12 protein-coding genes are annotated in these 17,174 nt (G+C 61.3%); 8 read left to right on the top strand and 4 right to left on the bottom strand.

What is annotated here, in order from left to right; all coding sequences use genetic code 11:
- Nucleotides 1–32 precede the first annotated feature (32 nt).
- The 8 genes from VLY20_10460 to VLY20_10495 all read left to right on the top strand — a co-directional run bounded on the left by VLY20_10460 (nt 33) and on the right by VLY20_10495 (nt 15,283).
- Nucleotides 33–4,004: a translocation/assembly module TamB domain-containing protein gene (locus VLY20_10460; GenBank protein HUK57067.1), complete on the top strand. Its 3,972-nt coding sequence runs from the start codon at nt 33–35 to the stop codon at nt 4,002–4,004.
- 242 nt (nt 4,005–4,246) lie between these two features.
- Complete coding sequence (gene bamA, locus VLY20_10465) at nt 4,247–6,970, top strand: outer membrane protein assembly factor BamA (GenBank protein HUK57068.1); 2,724 nt, start codon at nt 4,247–4,249, stop codon at nt 6,968–6,970.
- A gap of 10 nt (nt 6,971–6,980) precedes the next feature.
- Nucleotides 6,981–8,423, top strand: coding sequence for a tetratricopeptide repeat protein (locus VLY20_10470; protein ID HUK57069.1), 1,443 nt, complete (start codon nt 6,981–6,983; stop codon nt 8,421–8,423).
- Nucleotides 8,423–9,034, top strand: a complete 612-nt coding sequence (locus VLY20_10475; GenBank protein HUK57070.1) for a DUF4390 domain-containing protein — start codon at nt 8,423–8,425, stop codon at nt 9,032–9,034. The genes VLY20_10470 and VLY20_10475 overlap by 1 nt, the downstream gene beginning before the upstream one ends.
- Before the next feature lie 120 nt (nt 9,035–9,154).
- Complete coding sequence (locus VLY20_10480) at nt 9,155–11,413, top strand: ATP-binding protein (protein ID HUK57071.1); 2,259 nt, start codon at nt 9,155–9,157, stop codon at nt 11,411–11,413.
- Between the two features lie 33 nt (nt 11,414–11,446).
- Entirely contained in the window at nt 11,447–12,820 is a 1,374-nt protein-coding gene (locus tag VLY20_10485; protein HUK57072.1) for a sigma-54 dependent transcriptional regulator, read from the top strand.
- 42 nt (nt 12,821–12,862) lie between these two features.
- Nucleotides 12,863–14,167: a 23S rRNA (uracil(1939)-C(5))-methyltransferase RlmD gene (rlmD, locus tag VLY20_10490; protein ID HUK57073.1), complete on the top strand. Its 1,305-nt coding sequence runs from the start codon at nt 12,863–12,865 to the stop codon at nt 14,165–14,167.
- Between the two features lie 129 nt (nt 14,168–14,296).
- Nucleotides 14,297–15,283, top strand: coding sequence for an aldo/keto reductase (locus VLY20_10495; GenBank protein ID HUK57074.1), 987 nt, complete (start codon nt 14,297–14,299; stop codon nt 15,281–15,283).
- A 9-nt stretch (nt 15,284–15,292) separates the two neighbouring features.
- Here VLY20_10495 and VLY20_10500 read toward each other — a convergent pair whose 3' ends face one another.
- From VLY20_10500 to VLY20_10515, 4 genes are all read right to left on the bottom strand, one after another.
- A complete protein-coding gene (locus tag VLY20_10500) occupies nt 15,293–15,988 on the bottom strand; it encodes an SDR family oxidoreductase (protein ID HUK57075.1) in 696 nt (231 codons plus the stop codon).
- 60 nt (nt 15,989–16,048) lie between these two features.
- Nucleotides 16,049–16,384, bottom strand: coding sequence for a hypothetical protein (locus VLY20_10505; GenBank protein HUK57076.1), 336 nt, complete (start codon nt 16,382–16,384; stop codon nt 16,049–16,051).
- 110 nt (nt 16,385–16,494) lie between these two features.
- Nucleotides 16,495–16,887, bottom strand: a complete 393-nt coding sequence (locus tag VLY20_10510) for a globin (protein HUK57077.1) — start codon at nt 16,885–16,887, stop codon at nt 16,495–16,497.
- Between the two features lie 9 nt (nt 16,888–16,896).
- Complete coding sequence (locus VLY20_10515; GenBank protein ID HUK57078.1) at nt 16,897–17,142, bottom strand: hypothetical protein; 246 nt, start codon at nt 17,140–17,142, stop codon at nt 16,897–16,899.
- Nucleotides 17,143–17,174: the final 32 nt, after the last annotated feature.

Below are 17,174 nucleotides of genomic sequence, written 5' to 3' on the forward strand. Positions count from 1 at the left end.
TATCCTTTTCAGGGGATTTAAGGAGTTACGGATTGTATAAAAAATCGCTCATCGCGCTTCTGGCCCTTGCCCTGCTGGTCCTGTCCCTTCATCTTCTTCTGCGCGGCGGATTATTCTCCGAGCGGCTGACGCGTTTCGCGGAAGCGCGGATTCAAGGTCTGACCGGGACGCCGGTCACCGTGCGCCGCGTCACCCTGAGCCTCCTTCCCACCGCCGTGGTTTTGGACGGGGTGGTGCTCCCCTCCCCCGAAACGGGCCGCCCCCCCCTTGCCGTCCAGCGGATCCGGGTTTGGATTTCTCCCTGGTCCCTTTTGACGCAGGTGACCTTCATCAAAAAGGTTCGCCTGATCGGCCCGGACATCGTCCTGCGGATCGGGCACGATTCCATCCTGCCGATCCATCCGGATCGTGCCATCGGGCCGCCGGCTTCGCAAGGAGGGTCTTCCAGAAAACTAACCTGGGTGATCCGCCAGATTGAAATCCAAGACGGACGTCTGGAGTTGCAACGGCCCTCCGGCGAGCCGTTCCTGAAACTGGCGCAATGGGAAGGAAGCGTCAACCCGGATCTCCTGATGGAGAATTTTCAAGTGGCCCTGTCCGCGAAGGGCGTGGCGGTGGACGCCGACGACTTCCACAAAAAACTGGATTCGATGACGGCCCAATTGGCCATCCGGGCGAACGAGTTGGAAATCCGTTCGTTAACCCTGACCGATGCCGCGTCGCATTATGCCGTCAGCGGAACGATCCAAAACCTGACCCAGCCGCGACTGGCGCTGTCGGTAGACGCCGCCTTCCCATTGAACGACCTGGATTCTCTTCTGCCCAAACAATTCCCGATGTCCGGGTCGGCCCGATTCGCCGGCCATGTGGTCGGGCCGGTTTCCGATCCCACGGTCAGAGGCAACCTCTCGGTTTCAAACTGGGCCGTTTCTTCAAAACCGGTCGGCGGACTGAAGACCGTATTCCTGTACCAAGATCACGCCTTCGCCTTCTCCGATCTCTCGGCGGACATCTTTGGGGGAACGCTGTCCGGAGAGATCCGGCTGTCGACGGCCGAACTTTCAAAGCCCGGCGGACCCGTCCCGTACGGTGTATCGGTTCAATTCGCCGGCTTGGATTTATCCGGCCTTCTTTCCGTTCTGAACTTCAAACCTTATGCCTTTTCGCAACGGCTTGAAGGCGCCGTCGACCTGGAGGGTCGGATCAAGGAAATGCGTTTTGACCTTCAAACCCTTTCCGGAAAAGGCCGCCTGCGTCTCGTCCAAAAAGAAACAAACCCTCCCGCCTCGCCTTCGGGGAAAACCCCGTCCGGATCGGAAACCGCGCTGATCGGATGGTTGTCCCGGCTCCGTGAAGCCTCGACCGGATTTCAGATCGGTTCCGGCACTCTTTCCCTCGAGAAAACGTTTGCGCGCACCGACCGATCTTCCCTGACGGTCGAAGGCCGGATTCGAACCGAGGGACCGATCGCGCTCGATGCGACGCTGGAGAGCGCCGACCTTTCAGAGCTCGCGGCCTTGGCCCCATCCATCCCCATGGGAGGTGGTTTCAAACTCTCCGGAAGACTGACGGGCACACTGAAAGATCCCGTCTTCAAAGGAACCGGCCAGTTGCGCGATGTTCAGCTGCGGGGCCGGCATTTCGAGGCCGTCGATTCGGACCTGTTCTATCAAAACAGGACGATCCGATTCACGCGGGCCGTCGTTCAAGAAAAAGCGGCCCGCTACGAGATCAAAGGACTCGTCTCGTTTAATCCGGCCGATGGCCGACCGGGTCCCTTTTTCGATCTCTCGGCCAAGATCCGGCAGGGCGACCCGCGGGAAGTCATCGCCCTTTTTACAAAGGAACTGCCGATCGAGCTCCCGGCCACGGGCGATCTTACCGCCCAGGGGGTTCCGTCCCAGTTCCGGCTCGAGGCCCGTCTTAAGGCCGGTTCGGGATCCCTCTTCGGTCAGGCGATGGATGAAGGAAATGTCACGATGGTTCTGACCCCCGACCGGATCGTTTTCAAGACAGCCCGCGCCCGGAAAGGCGAGACGGAACTGACCGGACAGGGCTGGATCGCGTTTGCCGGCGAATTCGAGTTCTCGGCCGAAACCTCCCGGGCCCGTCTGGAGGATTTCGAAACGGGGATGAAAAATCCCGGCCTTTTTCGGGGACCGCTGACCGGCCGGATCAGCGGTTCCGGTTCGTTTCAGGACCCCCGCTTCAAAACGCAGCTTTCATTTCTGGAAGTCGTCTATCAGAATCAGTCCCTCGGGGCCGGAACTCTTTCGGCCGAGTTCAAGAACCATCGAGTGACGGCCGATTTTCAGCTCGCGAGGGGGGTGACCGGTTCCGGAGAGATGGAATGGGCGCCCGGTTATCCTTACCGGATCCGTCTCGCTCTCGACAACGTCGATCTCAAGCCATGGCTGGGTTCGGCCGTTCCGAATCTGACGGCCGTGAACCGTTTCACGACCAGCGGAACCCTGACGGCCGACGGCCGACTCGATCCGTCCGGCGGCGCGGGCCCGGAGGCGTTGAACACGACGGACGCCGAGATTCATCTGACCGCGCTGACGTTTGAGGTCTCGGACTATGTCGTCACGAACGACGGCGATATTCAGCTCGAACTTCGCCAGGGAAGCGTCGCGATTCAATCGCTGAAGCTCAAAGGACCCGGCACCACCTTGACGGTGTCCGGCGACCTGCGGCTGTTCAAGAGCTACAACTTTTTTGTCAACGGCGAAGCCGATCTGGACCTGTTTCGGATCTTCACGAAGGAAATCACCTATGGAAAAGGGCTGGCCGATCTGGCGCTCCAGGTCTCGGATCGATGGGACGATCCTAAAATCCGCGGGGGATTGATCATCAACGACGGGGTGGTGAAGAGCGCCTCGCTGAACCAGACGATCACCATCGCCTCCGTCAATTTTTCGTTCAACGAGCGGCAGGTGCTCCTGGAAACCTTCGATGCGAAAGTCGGCGGCGGACGGCTCCAGGCCGGCGGGCGCATCGATCTGGTCCGGTTTGTCCCGTCGCGCTTCGCCTTGAACCTGGAAATCACGGGCAGCCGCATCAATCCCATCGCCGGGCTCACGGCGCTTGTCGACGCCTCCCTGTTCTTTCAAAGCGACACCAAGACCCAGTCGTTGTCCGGAGAGGTCCAAATCCATCGGGCCGATTATGACCGGCGGCTGGACTGGCAGACCTGGGTCCTGGAACTGGTCAAGCAGGATAAAAGTGAATCCACGCCGGTGCCGGGTTGGCTGAAGGACCTGGCTTTGAACGTCCAGATCCAGGGCAAGGACAACATCTGGATCAATAATAATCTGGCCAAGCTTCCCCTGGAGGTCGATCTCGTGCTCAAGGGAACGGTCAACCGGCCGATCTTGCTGGGACGGGTGGAAGCGAAGGGCGGGTCGTTTTCGTTCCGTCAGAACGATTTCAAGATCGTCTCGGGCACGGTCGATTTCGTGAACCCGGACCGGATCCGGCCGGTCGTGGATGTGCGGGCCACCACGCGGGTGACGTCCACCAACGCCAACTACGACGTCGACCTCAGCCTGGTCGGTCCGGTCGACAAATTCGACCTCACGCTCACCTCCAACCCGCCGCTGGCGGATCAGAACGACATCCTCTGCCTGTTGAACTTCCGACGGCCCTGCAAGGAAGTCGAGGCAACCTCAAAGGAGATCGGCACCGGCGAGGCGTCGGCCCTGGCGGCCGGCGCGATCGAGGACATCATCACGGACAAGGTCGCGGCGTTCTGGGGAATCGACCGAATCCAGGTGAATCCCTACTATTCCTCCACCAAAGCGGGAAGCGTGCCCATGATCACGGTCTCCAAACAACTGCTGGACAACAAGCTGTACGTCACGTACGCCGTTACGATCGACCCTTCCCAGGAGCAGATCGTCCAGATGGAGTACGCCCTCAACAAGAACGTTTCGCTCCTCGGGGGGCGGGATGAACTCGGCCGGGTGGGAGGCGATTTGAAATTTCATTTCGAGTTCCGGTAAACGCTCGGCAAGACCGTTTGGGCGGAGGGGCGACGTGAGCCCCGAATCAATAGCGAGGACGATTGCGGGCACGGACGGGACAGACACGTGGAGGAGGACGAGACGGTTGCCTTTTTTGGCCCCGCTCTTTTTTGATCTTGATTCTATGGACCTTGGTTTCGGCGGTTCAACCCGGAGTTGCCGGCGCCCAATCTTTCGAGGGAGAAACGATTCTTTCATTGGAGGTCAATTCCCGGGTGGGTATGACGCTTGAAGCGCTCAGCCGGTTGACGGGGGTCCGCACCGGCATTCCCTACACCGGCCGGATGGTCCGGCAGAGCCTGGATTCGCTGTATGCCACCGGCCTCTTCACCGATGTGGCGGTCGAGGTCAGTCCGATCGAGGGCGGCGTGGCCGTCGTCTATCAATTTACGGAAAAAACATTCCTGTCCGATCTTCAAATCAAGGGGAACCGGGTCTTCTGGAAGCGCACCCTCGCGGCGGCGATGGGCCTTCAGATCGGCGAAGAATTCACACAGGAGCGATGGGAATCCGCCATCGCGAACCTCCTGAATTTTCTTCAGCGGCAGGGCTACTTTCGGGCCAAACTCGAGACCGATGTGGCTCAGGTGCCGGGAACGAACCAGATCAAGGTTACGGTAAGGGTGAGCGAAGGCAGCCGGGCCAAGATTCGGGAGACGAAATTCACCGGCCGGACGGCCTACTCCAACCTCCGGCTCTGGTCGCTCATCCGATCGAACGGCGGCGAATATTACCGCGCGGACGTTCTGGACGGCGACATGAACCGTCTCGAAACGTTGTATCGCGAGAACGGCTACCTCAAAGCGGTCATCGGTCCTCCGGAAGTCCGCTACGATGACGCCGCGGATGAGGTCGCGATTACGATTTCCATCGAGGCCGGAACGCGGCTCAAGATTCGTTTCGAGGGAAACGATCCTTTTCGGGAAAGCGATCTGATGCCCCTCCTTCTGTTTGGGGAGGAGCGCAGTTACGACGATGCCGTTTTCCGCGCCAGCGCGGACCGTTTGGCCGAGTATTATCGCGCCAACGGCTTTCCGTTTGCCAAGGTCGATTACACGCAACAGGAACTTCCGGCGGAGGGTGAGCTGGAGGGGGTCTTTAAGATCGAAACGGGAAATTTCGCCTGTCTGCGAACCGTCCTGTTCGTCGGAAATACTTTCTTCACTGCGGATGCTCTTCACGAATTCATCCAGACGCGGGCCGGCAACATATTCTTCTGCGGTCTTGTGAAGCCCGATCAACTGGATTCCGACGTTAAAATTCTCCGGGCCCGGTACCATGAACAGGGCTTCCAGGACGTCAAGATCGAGGCCCGGGTGGAATACAACGGGGCCAAGACGCTCGCCTATCTCATCTTTGCCGTCGCCGAAGGTCCCCGTACGATCATCGCGGACATTCAATTCGAGGGCTACCGGGCACTGACCCTCAAGCAGTTGCGGCAAGCGATCCACCTGCATCCGGGTCAGCCCTACGATGAAATCCCGCTGCGGAGGGATCAGGAAGAGATCCTGGTCCTGTATCACCAAAACGGCCATGTCTACGCGCAGGCGGATCCCCAGTTGAATTTTTCGGAGGACCGCACCCGCGTGACGATCCGGTACCGGATCTCGGAAGACCGGCAGCTTCGCATCGGCCGGATCTTCCTAAGCGGAAACACCTTCACCAAGGACGGGGTGATTCTCCGGGAACTCCAGGTGAAGCCGGGCGATGCGTATGATGAAAGCCGCATCCAGATCAGCCGCCGCCGGATTCAACAACTGGGCTTCCTCGGCAATGTCCGGCTCGAACCGGTCACGCCCCTCAACCCAAAATCCGAGGAAACCGTGAAGGACATGCGGTTGACCGTTCAGGAAAACCCCACCAAATCGCTCGATCTCGGTGTGGGATATGCCGATGTGGAACAGCTTCGCGGCTTTATCCAGGTGACGCATTTGAATCTTTGGGGCACCGGCCGGTCGCTGAGCCTGCGGGCGGAAGGCAGCGGAATCGAACGGACGTACTCCACCACCTACATCGAGCCCTGGCTGTTCGGTCTCCCGATGCAGGGGCGTCTGGTCGCCTACGACCAGCTCCAGGTGCGTCCGGCGTACAACCTGACCACGATCGGAAGCACGGCCGGGGTGGAAAAGAACCTGACGCCGCGGATCAAAACCAGCCTGCAGTACCAGTTTGAAGTCAACCGGTTCAAGCGCGGCGTGGAATTGTTGGATGAGGACAAACGCTCCAATATTGCCAGCCTGAACCCCGCGCTGTTCTGGGACACCCGCGACAACCCCTTCAACCCGACCTCGGGCTTCATCAACGGGGTGGTCTTCCGGGACGCCGCCTTGAGTCTGGGTTCGCAGGTTCAGTTCGATAAGACGACGGTTCAGAGCAGCTGGTTCATCCCGATCACGCGCTGGCTCGTGTTCGCGGCCTCGGCCCGGGGCGGTATTTCGCATCGCTTCGGGGTGACGAAAAGCGCGGTGCTCGTGGGCGAAACCGCGCCCTCCAGCCTGCTCCCCCCCAGCGAGCGGTTCTACCTGGGGGGTCGGAGCACCGTTCGCGGCTATCAGCAGGACGAGTTGGGCATCATTCCCACGAAATGCCGCAACAACGAGAATTGCGCGACGATCACGCCGAACGCCGCCGGAACCGGCGTCGATTTCGACGGCGGGAACGCCATGCTCCTGTTCAACGCCGAACTTCGAATCTATCTGCCGGACAATCTGGGCCTGGTGCTCTTCAACGACCGGGGAAACGTTTTCCGGGCCACGAGTCAGGTCGACGTCAACCTTCTCAAGTCCACCGTCGGCGCCGGGATCTGGTACGGCACCCCGGTGGGGCCCTTGAGGCTGGACTACGGATACAAACTGGATCGGGAGGCGAATCTCTGTCCGAGCTGCTCCGTCGTGGTGAAAGAGAGCCGGGCCGAACTGCATTTCACGCTGGGATTCGCATTTTAGCCGGACGACGATGAACGAACCTTCTCCCAACAAAACGGGCCGCTTCCTGATCGCGGCGCTCGGATTGCTCACGGCCCTTTTTGCGGGGATGATCGCCCGGCCGCTTCTTTTCCCGCAGCCGGAAATCGGCCCGAGCGAGCCCGACCGGATCTCGACCGCGCCGGGCGCCGGACCGGACCGGGATTTCCTGGCCTATCCCCCCGGGCATCCCGCGCCGCATGACGCCTCGGTGAAACCGGAACGATCGCAAGCCGGACCGGTCTCGGATCACGATCTTCTGACGGTCCAACTCAACGACGAAGGACTGGCTCATTACAATCGCGAAGAATACGCCGAAGCGGCCGATCTCTTTGCAAAGGCGTACGAACGGGCCCCCGAGAACCGGGCGATCCAGCGGAATCTTGCACTGGCCAAGGGAGGCCTGGGCTGGAAGCAACTCGACGGCCGGCAGTATCCGGACGCCCTTCTGAACTTCCAGGTCGCCGTCCGGCTCGCGTCGGATGTTCCGGACTTCTTCGTGGGCGAGGGACTGGCCTATGACCGGCTGAACGATCCCGACCGCGCCGTCGAAACCTTGAAACAGGCGATTCAACTGGATCCGAAACGGCCCGACGCGTATAAAATCATCGGAAAAATCTATGATCAACGGGATGAAATCGCAATGGCGATCGGTTATTATGAAAAGGGGCTCGAGCTGGATCCGTCCGACCAGGCCCTCCGCCAGCATCTCGCCCAGGTCCGGCGGGAAGAAGAAGTCCAGGGCCATTTCCAACAGGAGGCCTCCCGCGCCTTCACGGTCAAGTTCGAAGGGCGGGAGGAGCTGGAGACGGCCCGGCGGGTTCTTGGCGATCTGGAAGACGCTTACCGCGACGTCGGACAGGCCCTGTCGTATTATCCCGAGGAACCCATCACGGTCATTCTTTATACCGAACGGCAGTTCCAGGACGTGACGCGCACCGCTTCCTGGTCGAGAGGAATTTACGACGGAAAAATCCGCGTGCCGGTGGGAGGAACCGATCCGAATCCGGCTTTGCTCCGGAAAGTCCTGTATCATGAATACGCCCACGCCGTCGTCCACGGACTGAGCCGCGGCGCGGACGTGCCGACCTGGCTGAACGAAGGCGTGGCGGTCTACTTCGAAAACGGGAGCGAATCCCCTGGCGAACCGACGCCGGTCCGGCCGATCCGGTCCGGGACGCCCCTCGTCCCGCTCTCCGCGCTGCACGGGAGCTTCCTGCAGCTCTCCGACGCCCAGGCCGCGCTGGCTTACGGCGAGAGCTACGCGGCCGTCAAGACGCTGGCGGACCGATACGGACTGTTCCGCATCCGGCAGCTCTTGGAAGACCTCGGCCGGAAGAAAAATTTCACCGAGGCCTTCGCGGACGCGTTTATGGTTTCCTACGAGGCGTTTCAGTCGGACTGGCCGCAAGCGGTCCGGGGAGCCAATCCATAATGACCGGACGGAATCGCAAGACGAGGCGGATCGTTTCAGCCGTCCTGGCCGCCGTGCTTATCCTCCTCCCCTGGGTCGCTCCCCCGGCCAGGGCCGGAGACGAGCGCATCGCCGGGCTGACCGCAAGCGTAATCGACAACGGCACGGTGAGCGTGACGGCCGATCTGATCCGGTGGTACAACCAGAACCTGCGGGACGACCTCAACAACGGCATTCCGAAGGACCTGTATTATTATCTTCTCCTGAAAAAGCGCCAGCCGGGCTGGTTCGACGAGGAGATGGTTTCGAAAACGATCAAGCACACCATCAAATACGACGTCTTAAAAAAGCAGTACTCGATCACGACCCGGGCGGACGAGAAAACCACCCAGAAGACGGTTGAATCGTTTGACGAAATGGCCCAATTGATCTCCCGGATCGATCATGTTAAAATAGCCACGTCGGTGCTCTTGAACCCGCGACATACCTATTACGTCAGCGTCAAAGCCGAGATGCGCGCGACGAATGTCCCGTTCTACCTCGAGTACATTCTCTTCTTCATCCCCGCGCTGGAACTGGATACCCCCTGGGCGGATTCGGCGCCCTTTTATTCGCCGGGGAGAGCGCCGTAGCGGCCCTGGATAACCATTCTATCCCCAGCGAGCACGGCGAGCGAGAGGGGAAGGCTCCATCCGGCTCGGCGGGTGGAGGGGGCGACGCGAGCCCCTATAAAATAGACGGAAAGGATTCCGGTGACACCCGAATCACAAGCATCAGACACGTCGTTGGATGAAGAGAGGAAGCGCACCCATGCGCGGCCGGTCTGGATCACGCTCGGATTTCTGATTCTGACCGGAACCCTGACGGTGCTTTACTTCCGCGAAATCGAGACGCCTTCCTTCTTTCCGGGCAACGTCCTCGTCCTGACCCTGCTCGAACTGAACCTGATCCTCCTGGTTCTGTTGGGACTGCTGTTGTCCCGGAACCTGGTCAAACATTATTTCGAACGCCGGAGGAAAACCCTCGGCGCGGGCTTCCGCGGAAAATTAATCGCGGCCTTCGTCGGCTTCGCATCGATCCCCACCATCCTGCTTCTGATCGTCGCGAGCGGTTTGCTGACGAGCAGCATCGAGAACTGGTTTTCGATCCAGGTCGAGCGGCCGCTGGACAGCGCGCTCCAGACCGCGCAGCTCTACTATCAGCAGCAGGAGGAGACGGCGCGGTTTTACTCGAGGATCGTCGCCCGCCAGATCGAGGAGGGATCGCTCCTGGAGCCGGCGAGGCGCTCCGACTTGCTGGAGCGGCTGAAGACCCGACGGTCGGAATACCGCCTCCAGGGACTGGAGTTTTATCCCGCCCAGCCCGGCGCCCGGCCGCTCCGGATTCTGGACCCCTCCATCCCGGACCGGGCTTTCCTCCCCCCGTCAACGGACGCGCTCAAGAAGGCGCTGGGAGGACAGGAAACCGTGGAGAAGCCGACGACCGACGTCGGCAATCTGATCCGGGCGATGGTCCCCCTCCGGGCCCCGTCGGAGAGTCCGGACGCAGGAGAAGTCGTCGGCGTTCTGGTGGCCGACGCCCTGATCCCGCAGGGGCTGGCCTCCAAGATGGACGAGATCACGAAATCGTTCGAGGACTATAAACAGCTCAAGGCCTTCAAAAACCCGATCAAGGAGAGTTACATCCTGTCGTTCGTCGTCATCACCCTCGTCATCCTGTTTTCGGCCACCTGGTTCGGGTTCTATCTGGCCAAAAGCATCACCGTCCCCCTGCAGAAGCTGGCCGAAGGAACCGAGGCGATCGCCCGGGGAAATCTGGAATTCAAGATCAACGTCCGCGCGCGGGACGAGTTGGGACTCGTCGTTCAGTCGTTCAACAAGATGACGAAGGATCTCCGGGTCAGCAAGACGCAGTTGGAAGAGGCGAACGAATCGCTGCGTCGGTCCAACGCCGAGATGGACCGGCGCCGGGCCTACATTGAAACCGTTCTTGAAAACATCTCGACCGGCGTGATCTCGCTCGACCGGGAAGGACGGATCACCACGATCAACCCCTCGGCCGAGAAGATCTTCCGGACCGACGGCCACGAGATCATCGGCAAGCTGGCACGGGACGCTTTTCAGGCCCTCAATCTGATTCCGCTCCTTCAACTTTTGGAAGAGATGGAAAGCCGGCGGATGGACGGGATCGAACGGGAACTGCATTTGGCCGTGAACGGGAAGCCGCTCACGCTCGGCGTGAGCATCGCCCGGATGAAGGACGACCAGGGTCTGAACGTCGGACTGGTGATCGTGGCGGAAGACCTGTCCGAGTTGATCACGGCCCAGAAGGCGGTGGCCTGGCAGGAAGTGGCCCAACGTATCGCCCACGAGATCAAAAACCCCCTGACGCCGATCCAGCTCTCGGCCCAGCGGATGCGCAAGAAATATTTCGAGCAGTCGCCCGATTTCCGGGCCATCGTCGACGAATCGACCGCCACGATCATCAACGAGGTGGCGGGCCTCAAACACCTGGTCGACGAATTTTCCAACTTCGCGCGGCTTCCGGCCCCGATGCCGTCGTCGAACGACCTCCATTCGGTCCTCCAGGAGGTGGTCCTGCTTTACCGCTCGGCGCACCGGGATCTCGAGTTCGTCATCTCGTACGACCCCGCGGTGCCTCTCTTGAATATCGACCGCGAGCAGCTTAAACGGGTCTTCGTCAACCTCTTCGAGAACGCGGTCGAGGCCATGGCCAACCGCGGGCGGATCTGGATCACGACCCGGTTCGACCGTCCGCGCCAAAAAGTCGCGGTGGTGATCGAGGACGAGGGCGCCGGAATCCAGGCGGAGGACATGGACAAGTTGTTTCTGCCCCATTTCTCGCGGAAGAAAACCGGGAGCGGACTGGGACTGGCCATCGTCCACCGTATCATCAACGACCACAACGGCCAGATCCGAATCGCCAACCGGGAGCCGAAGGGAACCACCGTCGTCATCGAACTGCCCACCGGCGAAGCGGCGGCGGTCTAGATGCCCAGCGAGCCGACCCCTGATCATAAACCCATGGCCAAGACCATTCTCATCGTCGACGACGAAACAAGCATCCTGACCACCCTCGCGGGGGTCTTAAAGGACGAGGGCTATCGGGTCACGACGGCCCAGAGCGGAATGGAGGCCTTGAAATTGATCAAGGACGATCCGCCCTCGCTGGTCCTTCTGGATATCTGGATGCCCGGCATGGACGGGATCGAGACCCTCACGCAGATCAAAAAAGACAACCCGCCGCTGCCGGTGGTGATGATGTCCGGCCACGGCTCGATCGAGACGGCGGTGAAGGCGACCAAACTCGGGGCGTACGATTATATCGAGAAGCCCCTTTCGCTGGACAAGGTCACTCTCCTCGTTCATCACGCCCTCTACCAGCAGCAATTGGAAGCCGAGAATCTCAACCTCAAACAGACCATCGAACGGCGCTTCGTCATGGTGGGCGAGAGCCCGTCGATCCGGCGGCTCCGGGAGACGATCCAGGTGGCCGGCGCCTCGAACAGCCGCGTCCTGATCTCGGGGGAGAACGGGACCGGAAAGGAACTGGTGGCCCGCGCGATCCATTTCCACAGCAGCCGGTCCGGCCAGCCGTTTGTGGAGATCAACTGCGCCGCCATTCCCGAGCCGCTGATCGAGAGCGAGCTTTTCGGCCATGAGAAGGGGGCGTTCACCGGGGCGATGGCGATGAAACAGGGGCGGTTCGAGCTGGCCCACGGCGCCACGCTGTTCATGGACGAGATCGGCGACATGGGCCTCGCCACTCAGGCCAAGGTGCTCCGCGTGCTTCAGGAGCAGCGGTTTACCCGCGTCGGCGGAACCCGGGTGATCGAGGTGGACGTCCGCGTGATCGCGGCCTCGAACAAAAACCTCCAGGAGGAAATCAAAAAAGGCGCGTTCCGAGAGGACCTCTACTACCGGCTGAACGTCATTCCCCTGCACGTGCCGCCCCTTCGCGAGCGGAAGGAGGACATCCCCCTTCTCGTGAGCTATTTTCTCCAGCAGTTGTCCGCCGAACAGGGGTTGAAACTCAAATCGATGACGGAGGAAGCGATGCGACCGCTCCTCCGCTACGACTGGCCCGGAAACGTCCGCGAGCTGAGAAACCTGGTCGAACGGCTGGTGATCCTGTCGCCCGACGCGGGGATCACCGAAGACGAGGTGGCCAATTCGCTCGCCGACCAGATCCCGGCCGAAGCGGCCCACCGGACGAACAACCCGAACCCGCATGCGTTGCGCGACGCCCGCGCCGAATTCGAACGGCGCTTCATCCTGCAACGGCTTCGGGAAAATCAGTGGAACATCTCCAAGACGGCCGAAGACCTCAAGATCGAGCGGACCCACCTTCACCGCAAGATCAAGCTGCTGGGCATCCAGGAAGAGGACCGGGACTGACCGCCTTGCAGGAAATACGGGCGGGCGCAGAAGGAATCCTTATTGATCCCCCGTAATCTCATTACAACGACAATCGAAAAGCTGGTGGACGGAGGCGACGGGCTGGGCCGATGGGAGGGGCGCGCGGTCTTCGTGCCGGGCGCCTGCCCCGGCGAAACGGTCCGGGCCCGGATCACATCGGTGAAGAAGGGCTACGCCGTGGCCCGGCTGGAATCGGTTCTTACGCCTTCGCCCGACCGCGCGACGCCGCCCTGCCCCGTGTTCGGATCCTGCGGCGGCTGCCAGTGGCAGCATCTTGCTTATCCCGCGCAGATCGAAGCCAAAGTAGGAATTCTCCGGGAAGACCTTCGCCGGATCGGCAAATTCACGGATCCGGAGATCCTCCCGCCCCGGTCCGCCCCCGGCCCGTTTGAATACCGGACCCGCATCCAGCTCAAAACGGACCTGACCACGGGCGAGGCCCGCATCGGCTTCTTTGCCGCGGCATCGCACCGGATCGTGCCGATCGCGGCCTGTCCCATCGCCGGGACGCCGCTGAACCGGGCCCTGTCCGCTTTTTGTTCGATCCTCACCGACCCGGCGGACCGTCCGCCGTCGTTGACCGATCTCCATCTCCATCTGGCCCCCGGCACGGGTGAAATCCAGGTCCGCTATTTCGCGGAGGACGAGCCGCAGGACCGGATGGAACGCATCTTCACGGCCGCCGAGGCGGCGCTGCCTTACGTCGTGAGCCAGGTCTACTACAGCCGCACCGGCCGCCGCTGGGTTCGAGGCCGCGATTATCTCGTCGACCGGTATCGGGACGTCCCGTTCCGGATCGGCGACCGCGCCTTCGCTCAGGTCCATGGGGCGCAGATCCCCGCATTGATCGAGACGGTGCTGGCCTTGGCCGCGCCGACCGGAAAGGAAGCGGTGCTGGAGCTTCATTGCGGGATCGGAACCTTCGGGATTTTTTTGGCCCGGGAGGCGGCCGGTCTCCTGGGCTTCGATGAAAACGAGGTCGCGATTCAAGATGCGAATTACAACGCGCGGCAACAGGGCTTGACGAATGCCCGCTTCGAGGCGAGGCCGGTGGAGCGGGCGGTCCGTGAGCGGGTCGAAAAGGGTGAAACGTTCGACCGCGTCATCCTGGATCCGCCGCGCGAGGGCCTCGGCCGGGAGACATTGCGATCGCTCATTCGGCTCGATCCCTCGAAAATCGTCTACGTCTCGTGCGACCCGGCCACGCTTGCGCGGGATCTAAAAATTCTTGCCGACGGCGGATACCGCCTTGGTCGGATCCGGCCGATCGATCTCTTTCCCCAGACGGCGCATCTCGAAACCGTCGCGGAGATGATCAAACCTTGACGATTCTTGAACACGCGTCCGGCGTTGCCCTATAATAAACCCAAGCGACTTTTATCAGGAGTCAGATCGATCGTATTCAATTATTCATATCTTCAATCTTTGACCGTTTTCATTGAAGGAGGCGCCGTTATGCAAAAACGAACCTTGGGAAAGAACGGATTGGCCGTCTCGGCGATCGGGCTGGGCTGCATGGGAATGTCCGAGTTTTACGGCCGGCCCGAGGACGAGGACTCGATTAAGACGATCCACCGCGCGTTGGATCTGGGGATCGACTTCCTGGACACGGCCGACATGTACGGGGTCGGGCGGAACGAAACGCTGATCGGCCGGGCGATCCGGGACCGCCGCGACCGCGTCGTTTTGGCGACCAAGTTCGGCAACGTCCGGGGAAGCGACGGCAGCTTCCTTGGGGTGAACGGAAAACCGGACTACATCCGGTCGGCCTGCGAGGCCAGCCTCAAACGGCTGGGCGTGGAGGTGATCGATCTCTATTACCAGCATCGGGTCGATCCGGCCACGCCGATCGAGGAGACGGTCGGGGCGATGGCCGAACTGGTGCGCGAGGGCAAGGTGCGCCACCTGGGCCTCTCCGAGGCGGCGCCGAACACGATCCGCCGCGCGCACGCGGTCCACCCGATCGCGGCGCTCCAGACCGAATACTCCCTCTGGAGCCGGGAGCCCGAAGACGGGATCCTCCCCGTCTGCCGGGAGCTGGGCATCGGCTTCGTCGCCTACAGCCCGATCGGGCGCGGTTTTTTGAGCGGGAAAATCCGGAGCATCGAGGACCTGGATCCGGACGACCGCCGGCGGATCTTTCCCCGCTTCCAGGGAGAGAATTTTCAACGGAACCTGGACCTCGTGAAGCGGATTGAACAGATTGCCGCGCAGAAGAAATGCCGGCCGTCGCAGCTCGCGCTGGCCTGGCTGTTGACGCGGGGAACGGATATCGTCCCGATTCCGGGAACCACGAAAATCCCCCATCTGGAGGAAAATGTCGAGGCGCGATCGATCCGACTCACGGCGGCCGATCTCGCCTCGATCGAGGCGGTCGCGCCCCGCGGCGCGGCATCGGGCCTGCGCTACCCCGAAGCGCACATGCCGGCGCTGAACCGCTGAAACCGGCCTTCACCAGGCGATCTCCTTCCGGTCGCGGATGAATTTTCCGTTCGGAATCTTCGGATCGGTCGCGAGCCAGACGATCGACTCGGCCCCCTTCTCGACACTCCGCGGCGCGCCCGCCCCGCCCATTTCGGTCCGGACCCAGCCGGGACAGACCGAGTTCACCTTGACCCGCCCGCCCAGGTCCTCGGCGAACTGGACCGTCATCATGTTGAGCGCCGCCTTCGAGATGCTGTAGGCGGGATAGCCGCCCCCGCCGTCGCTCAGCTGGCCCAGGCCGCTCGAGACGTTGATGATTCGCGGATCATCGCTCCGGCTCAACAACGGGATCAGCGCCTGCGAAAGCTCAAACGGGCCGAAGAAGTTCGCCTCCATCGTGGCCCGCAGCGTCTCGATCGGGACGCGGTCCGAGCCGCGGTCCTCGTCCATTAAAACGCCGGCATTGTTCACCAGAACATCCAGCCGCCCGGGATCGGCCTGAAGATCCCGGACCAGCCGGCGGATATTTTCGGCATCCGTCACGTCCAGCCGGCGAAACCGGACGTCCAATCCGCGGGCGGCGAAATCGTCGCTCGCCTTCCGGCCGCCCGCCTCGTCCCGCGCCGTCAGGATCACTGCCCATTTCTTCTCGGCCAGCTGACGGGCGACCTCGTGCCCGATCCCCCGGTTCGCCCCCGTCACCAGTGCAATTCGCCCGTTCATGGATGTCCTCCCGACCGATGCCCCTCGCCGCGAGCCCCGTCTACGGACGAGCGGCCCGGATCATTTTTCCGCGGGCTTCTTCGCCTCGTTCTTCGTTTCGTTCTTCGTCGCCTCAACGGCCTTGATCCAATACGCCGTGCCGTTGGCATTCACCTCGGCCTCGACCTCCGTCCCGACCTTGATCTCGCCGGTTTTTTTGGTCATCTTGGGGTCGACGTAGAACGTCTCCCGGCTGCCCCCGAACCCCTGGTCGTTTTCGGTCTTGACGGTGTACATATCGCTGCTGATCCCGCTGATCAAGATTACGGTTCCTTTTACAAGCATGTCGGCCATCCCCACGCCCGCAAACGACGTCAAAAGCATGAACAGCATCGCGACCATCACGCCTTTCTTCATCCTCCACCTCCTGGGTTGAAATGGTTTCAAATGATAGATTCAACAGCACGCAGGTCCACCGGGTTCCGAAAGAACCGGCCCCGCCCCCCGTTCGTTGTATCGAAGATGGATCACTCCATCTCGACCATCAGATCGATCCCCTTTTGAAGCGCCTCGCGCCATTGGGTCTCCAGAAGGGGCGTAAATTGGGGATCGACTTCCCGGAGGGCCTGGATCAAGCAGAAAACCCAAACGGGATACATATCCTTCGTGATGTTCATGCGCTTCCGGCTGTGGAGCTCGCCGAGCCGCCTAACCGCCATGCGCCCGGTCGCCGATCCCTTCGCGTACTCCAGCAAAGCGAAGATGCCGTGCACAAGCAGTTCCTTCTGCCGCTCGAAATCCGTTTTTGCGAACAGGGGCTTGAACCTCGGATCGGTCTTCAGAAAAATTTCATAGAACCGGTCCGCCAACCGGCCCTCGGGAACCCTTCGGAAACTTTTCAACACCTCGTCGACGTCCATGGCCCCTCCCTAGGGTTGATTCTCGTCCGGCCCGACGGGACGGCTCTCGACTTTCTCCACCACCCGCGTCCATGAAACATGAGACGCGCTCGCCTGTCTCCTAAACTCGTCCAAGGCCAGCCGCTCGGCGTCCTCCTTGCTTGCGGCCTGAAGCCGGTAGGAAACCGAGTACGGTTCCGGCTTCGCGCCGACCCGGAGTTCATAGTCCGGCTCCCGGAAGAAGATGGTTATGAGGTAACTGGAAGGCGTCGCCATGGCTCCTCCGATACATATAAAAAATGATGCAG

This window comes from Nitrospiria bacterium, from assembly GCA_035517655.1.
GTDB lineage: Bacteria > Nitrospirota > Nitrospiria > JACQBZ01 > JACQBZ01 > JACQBZ01.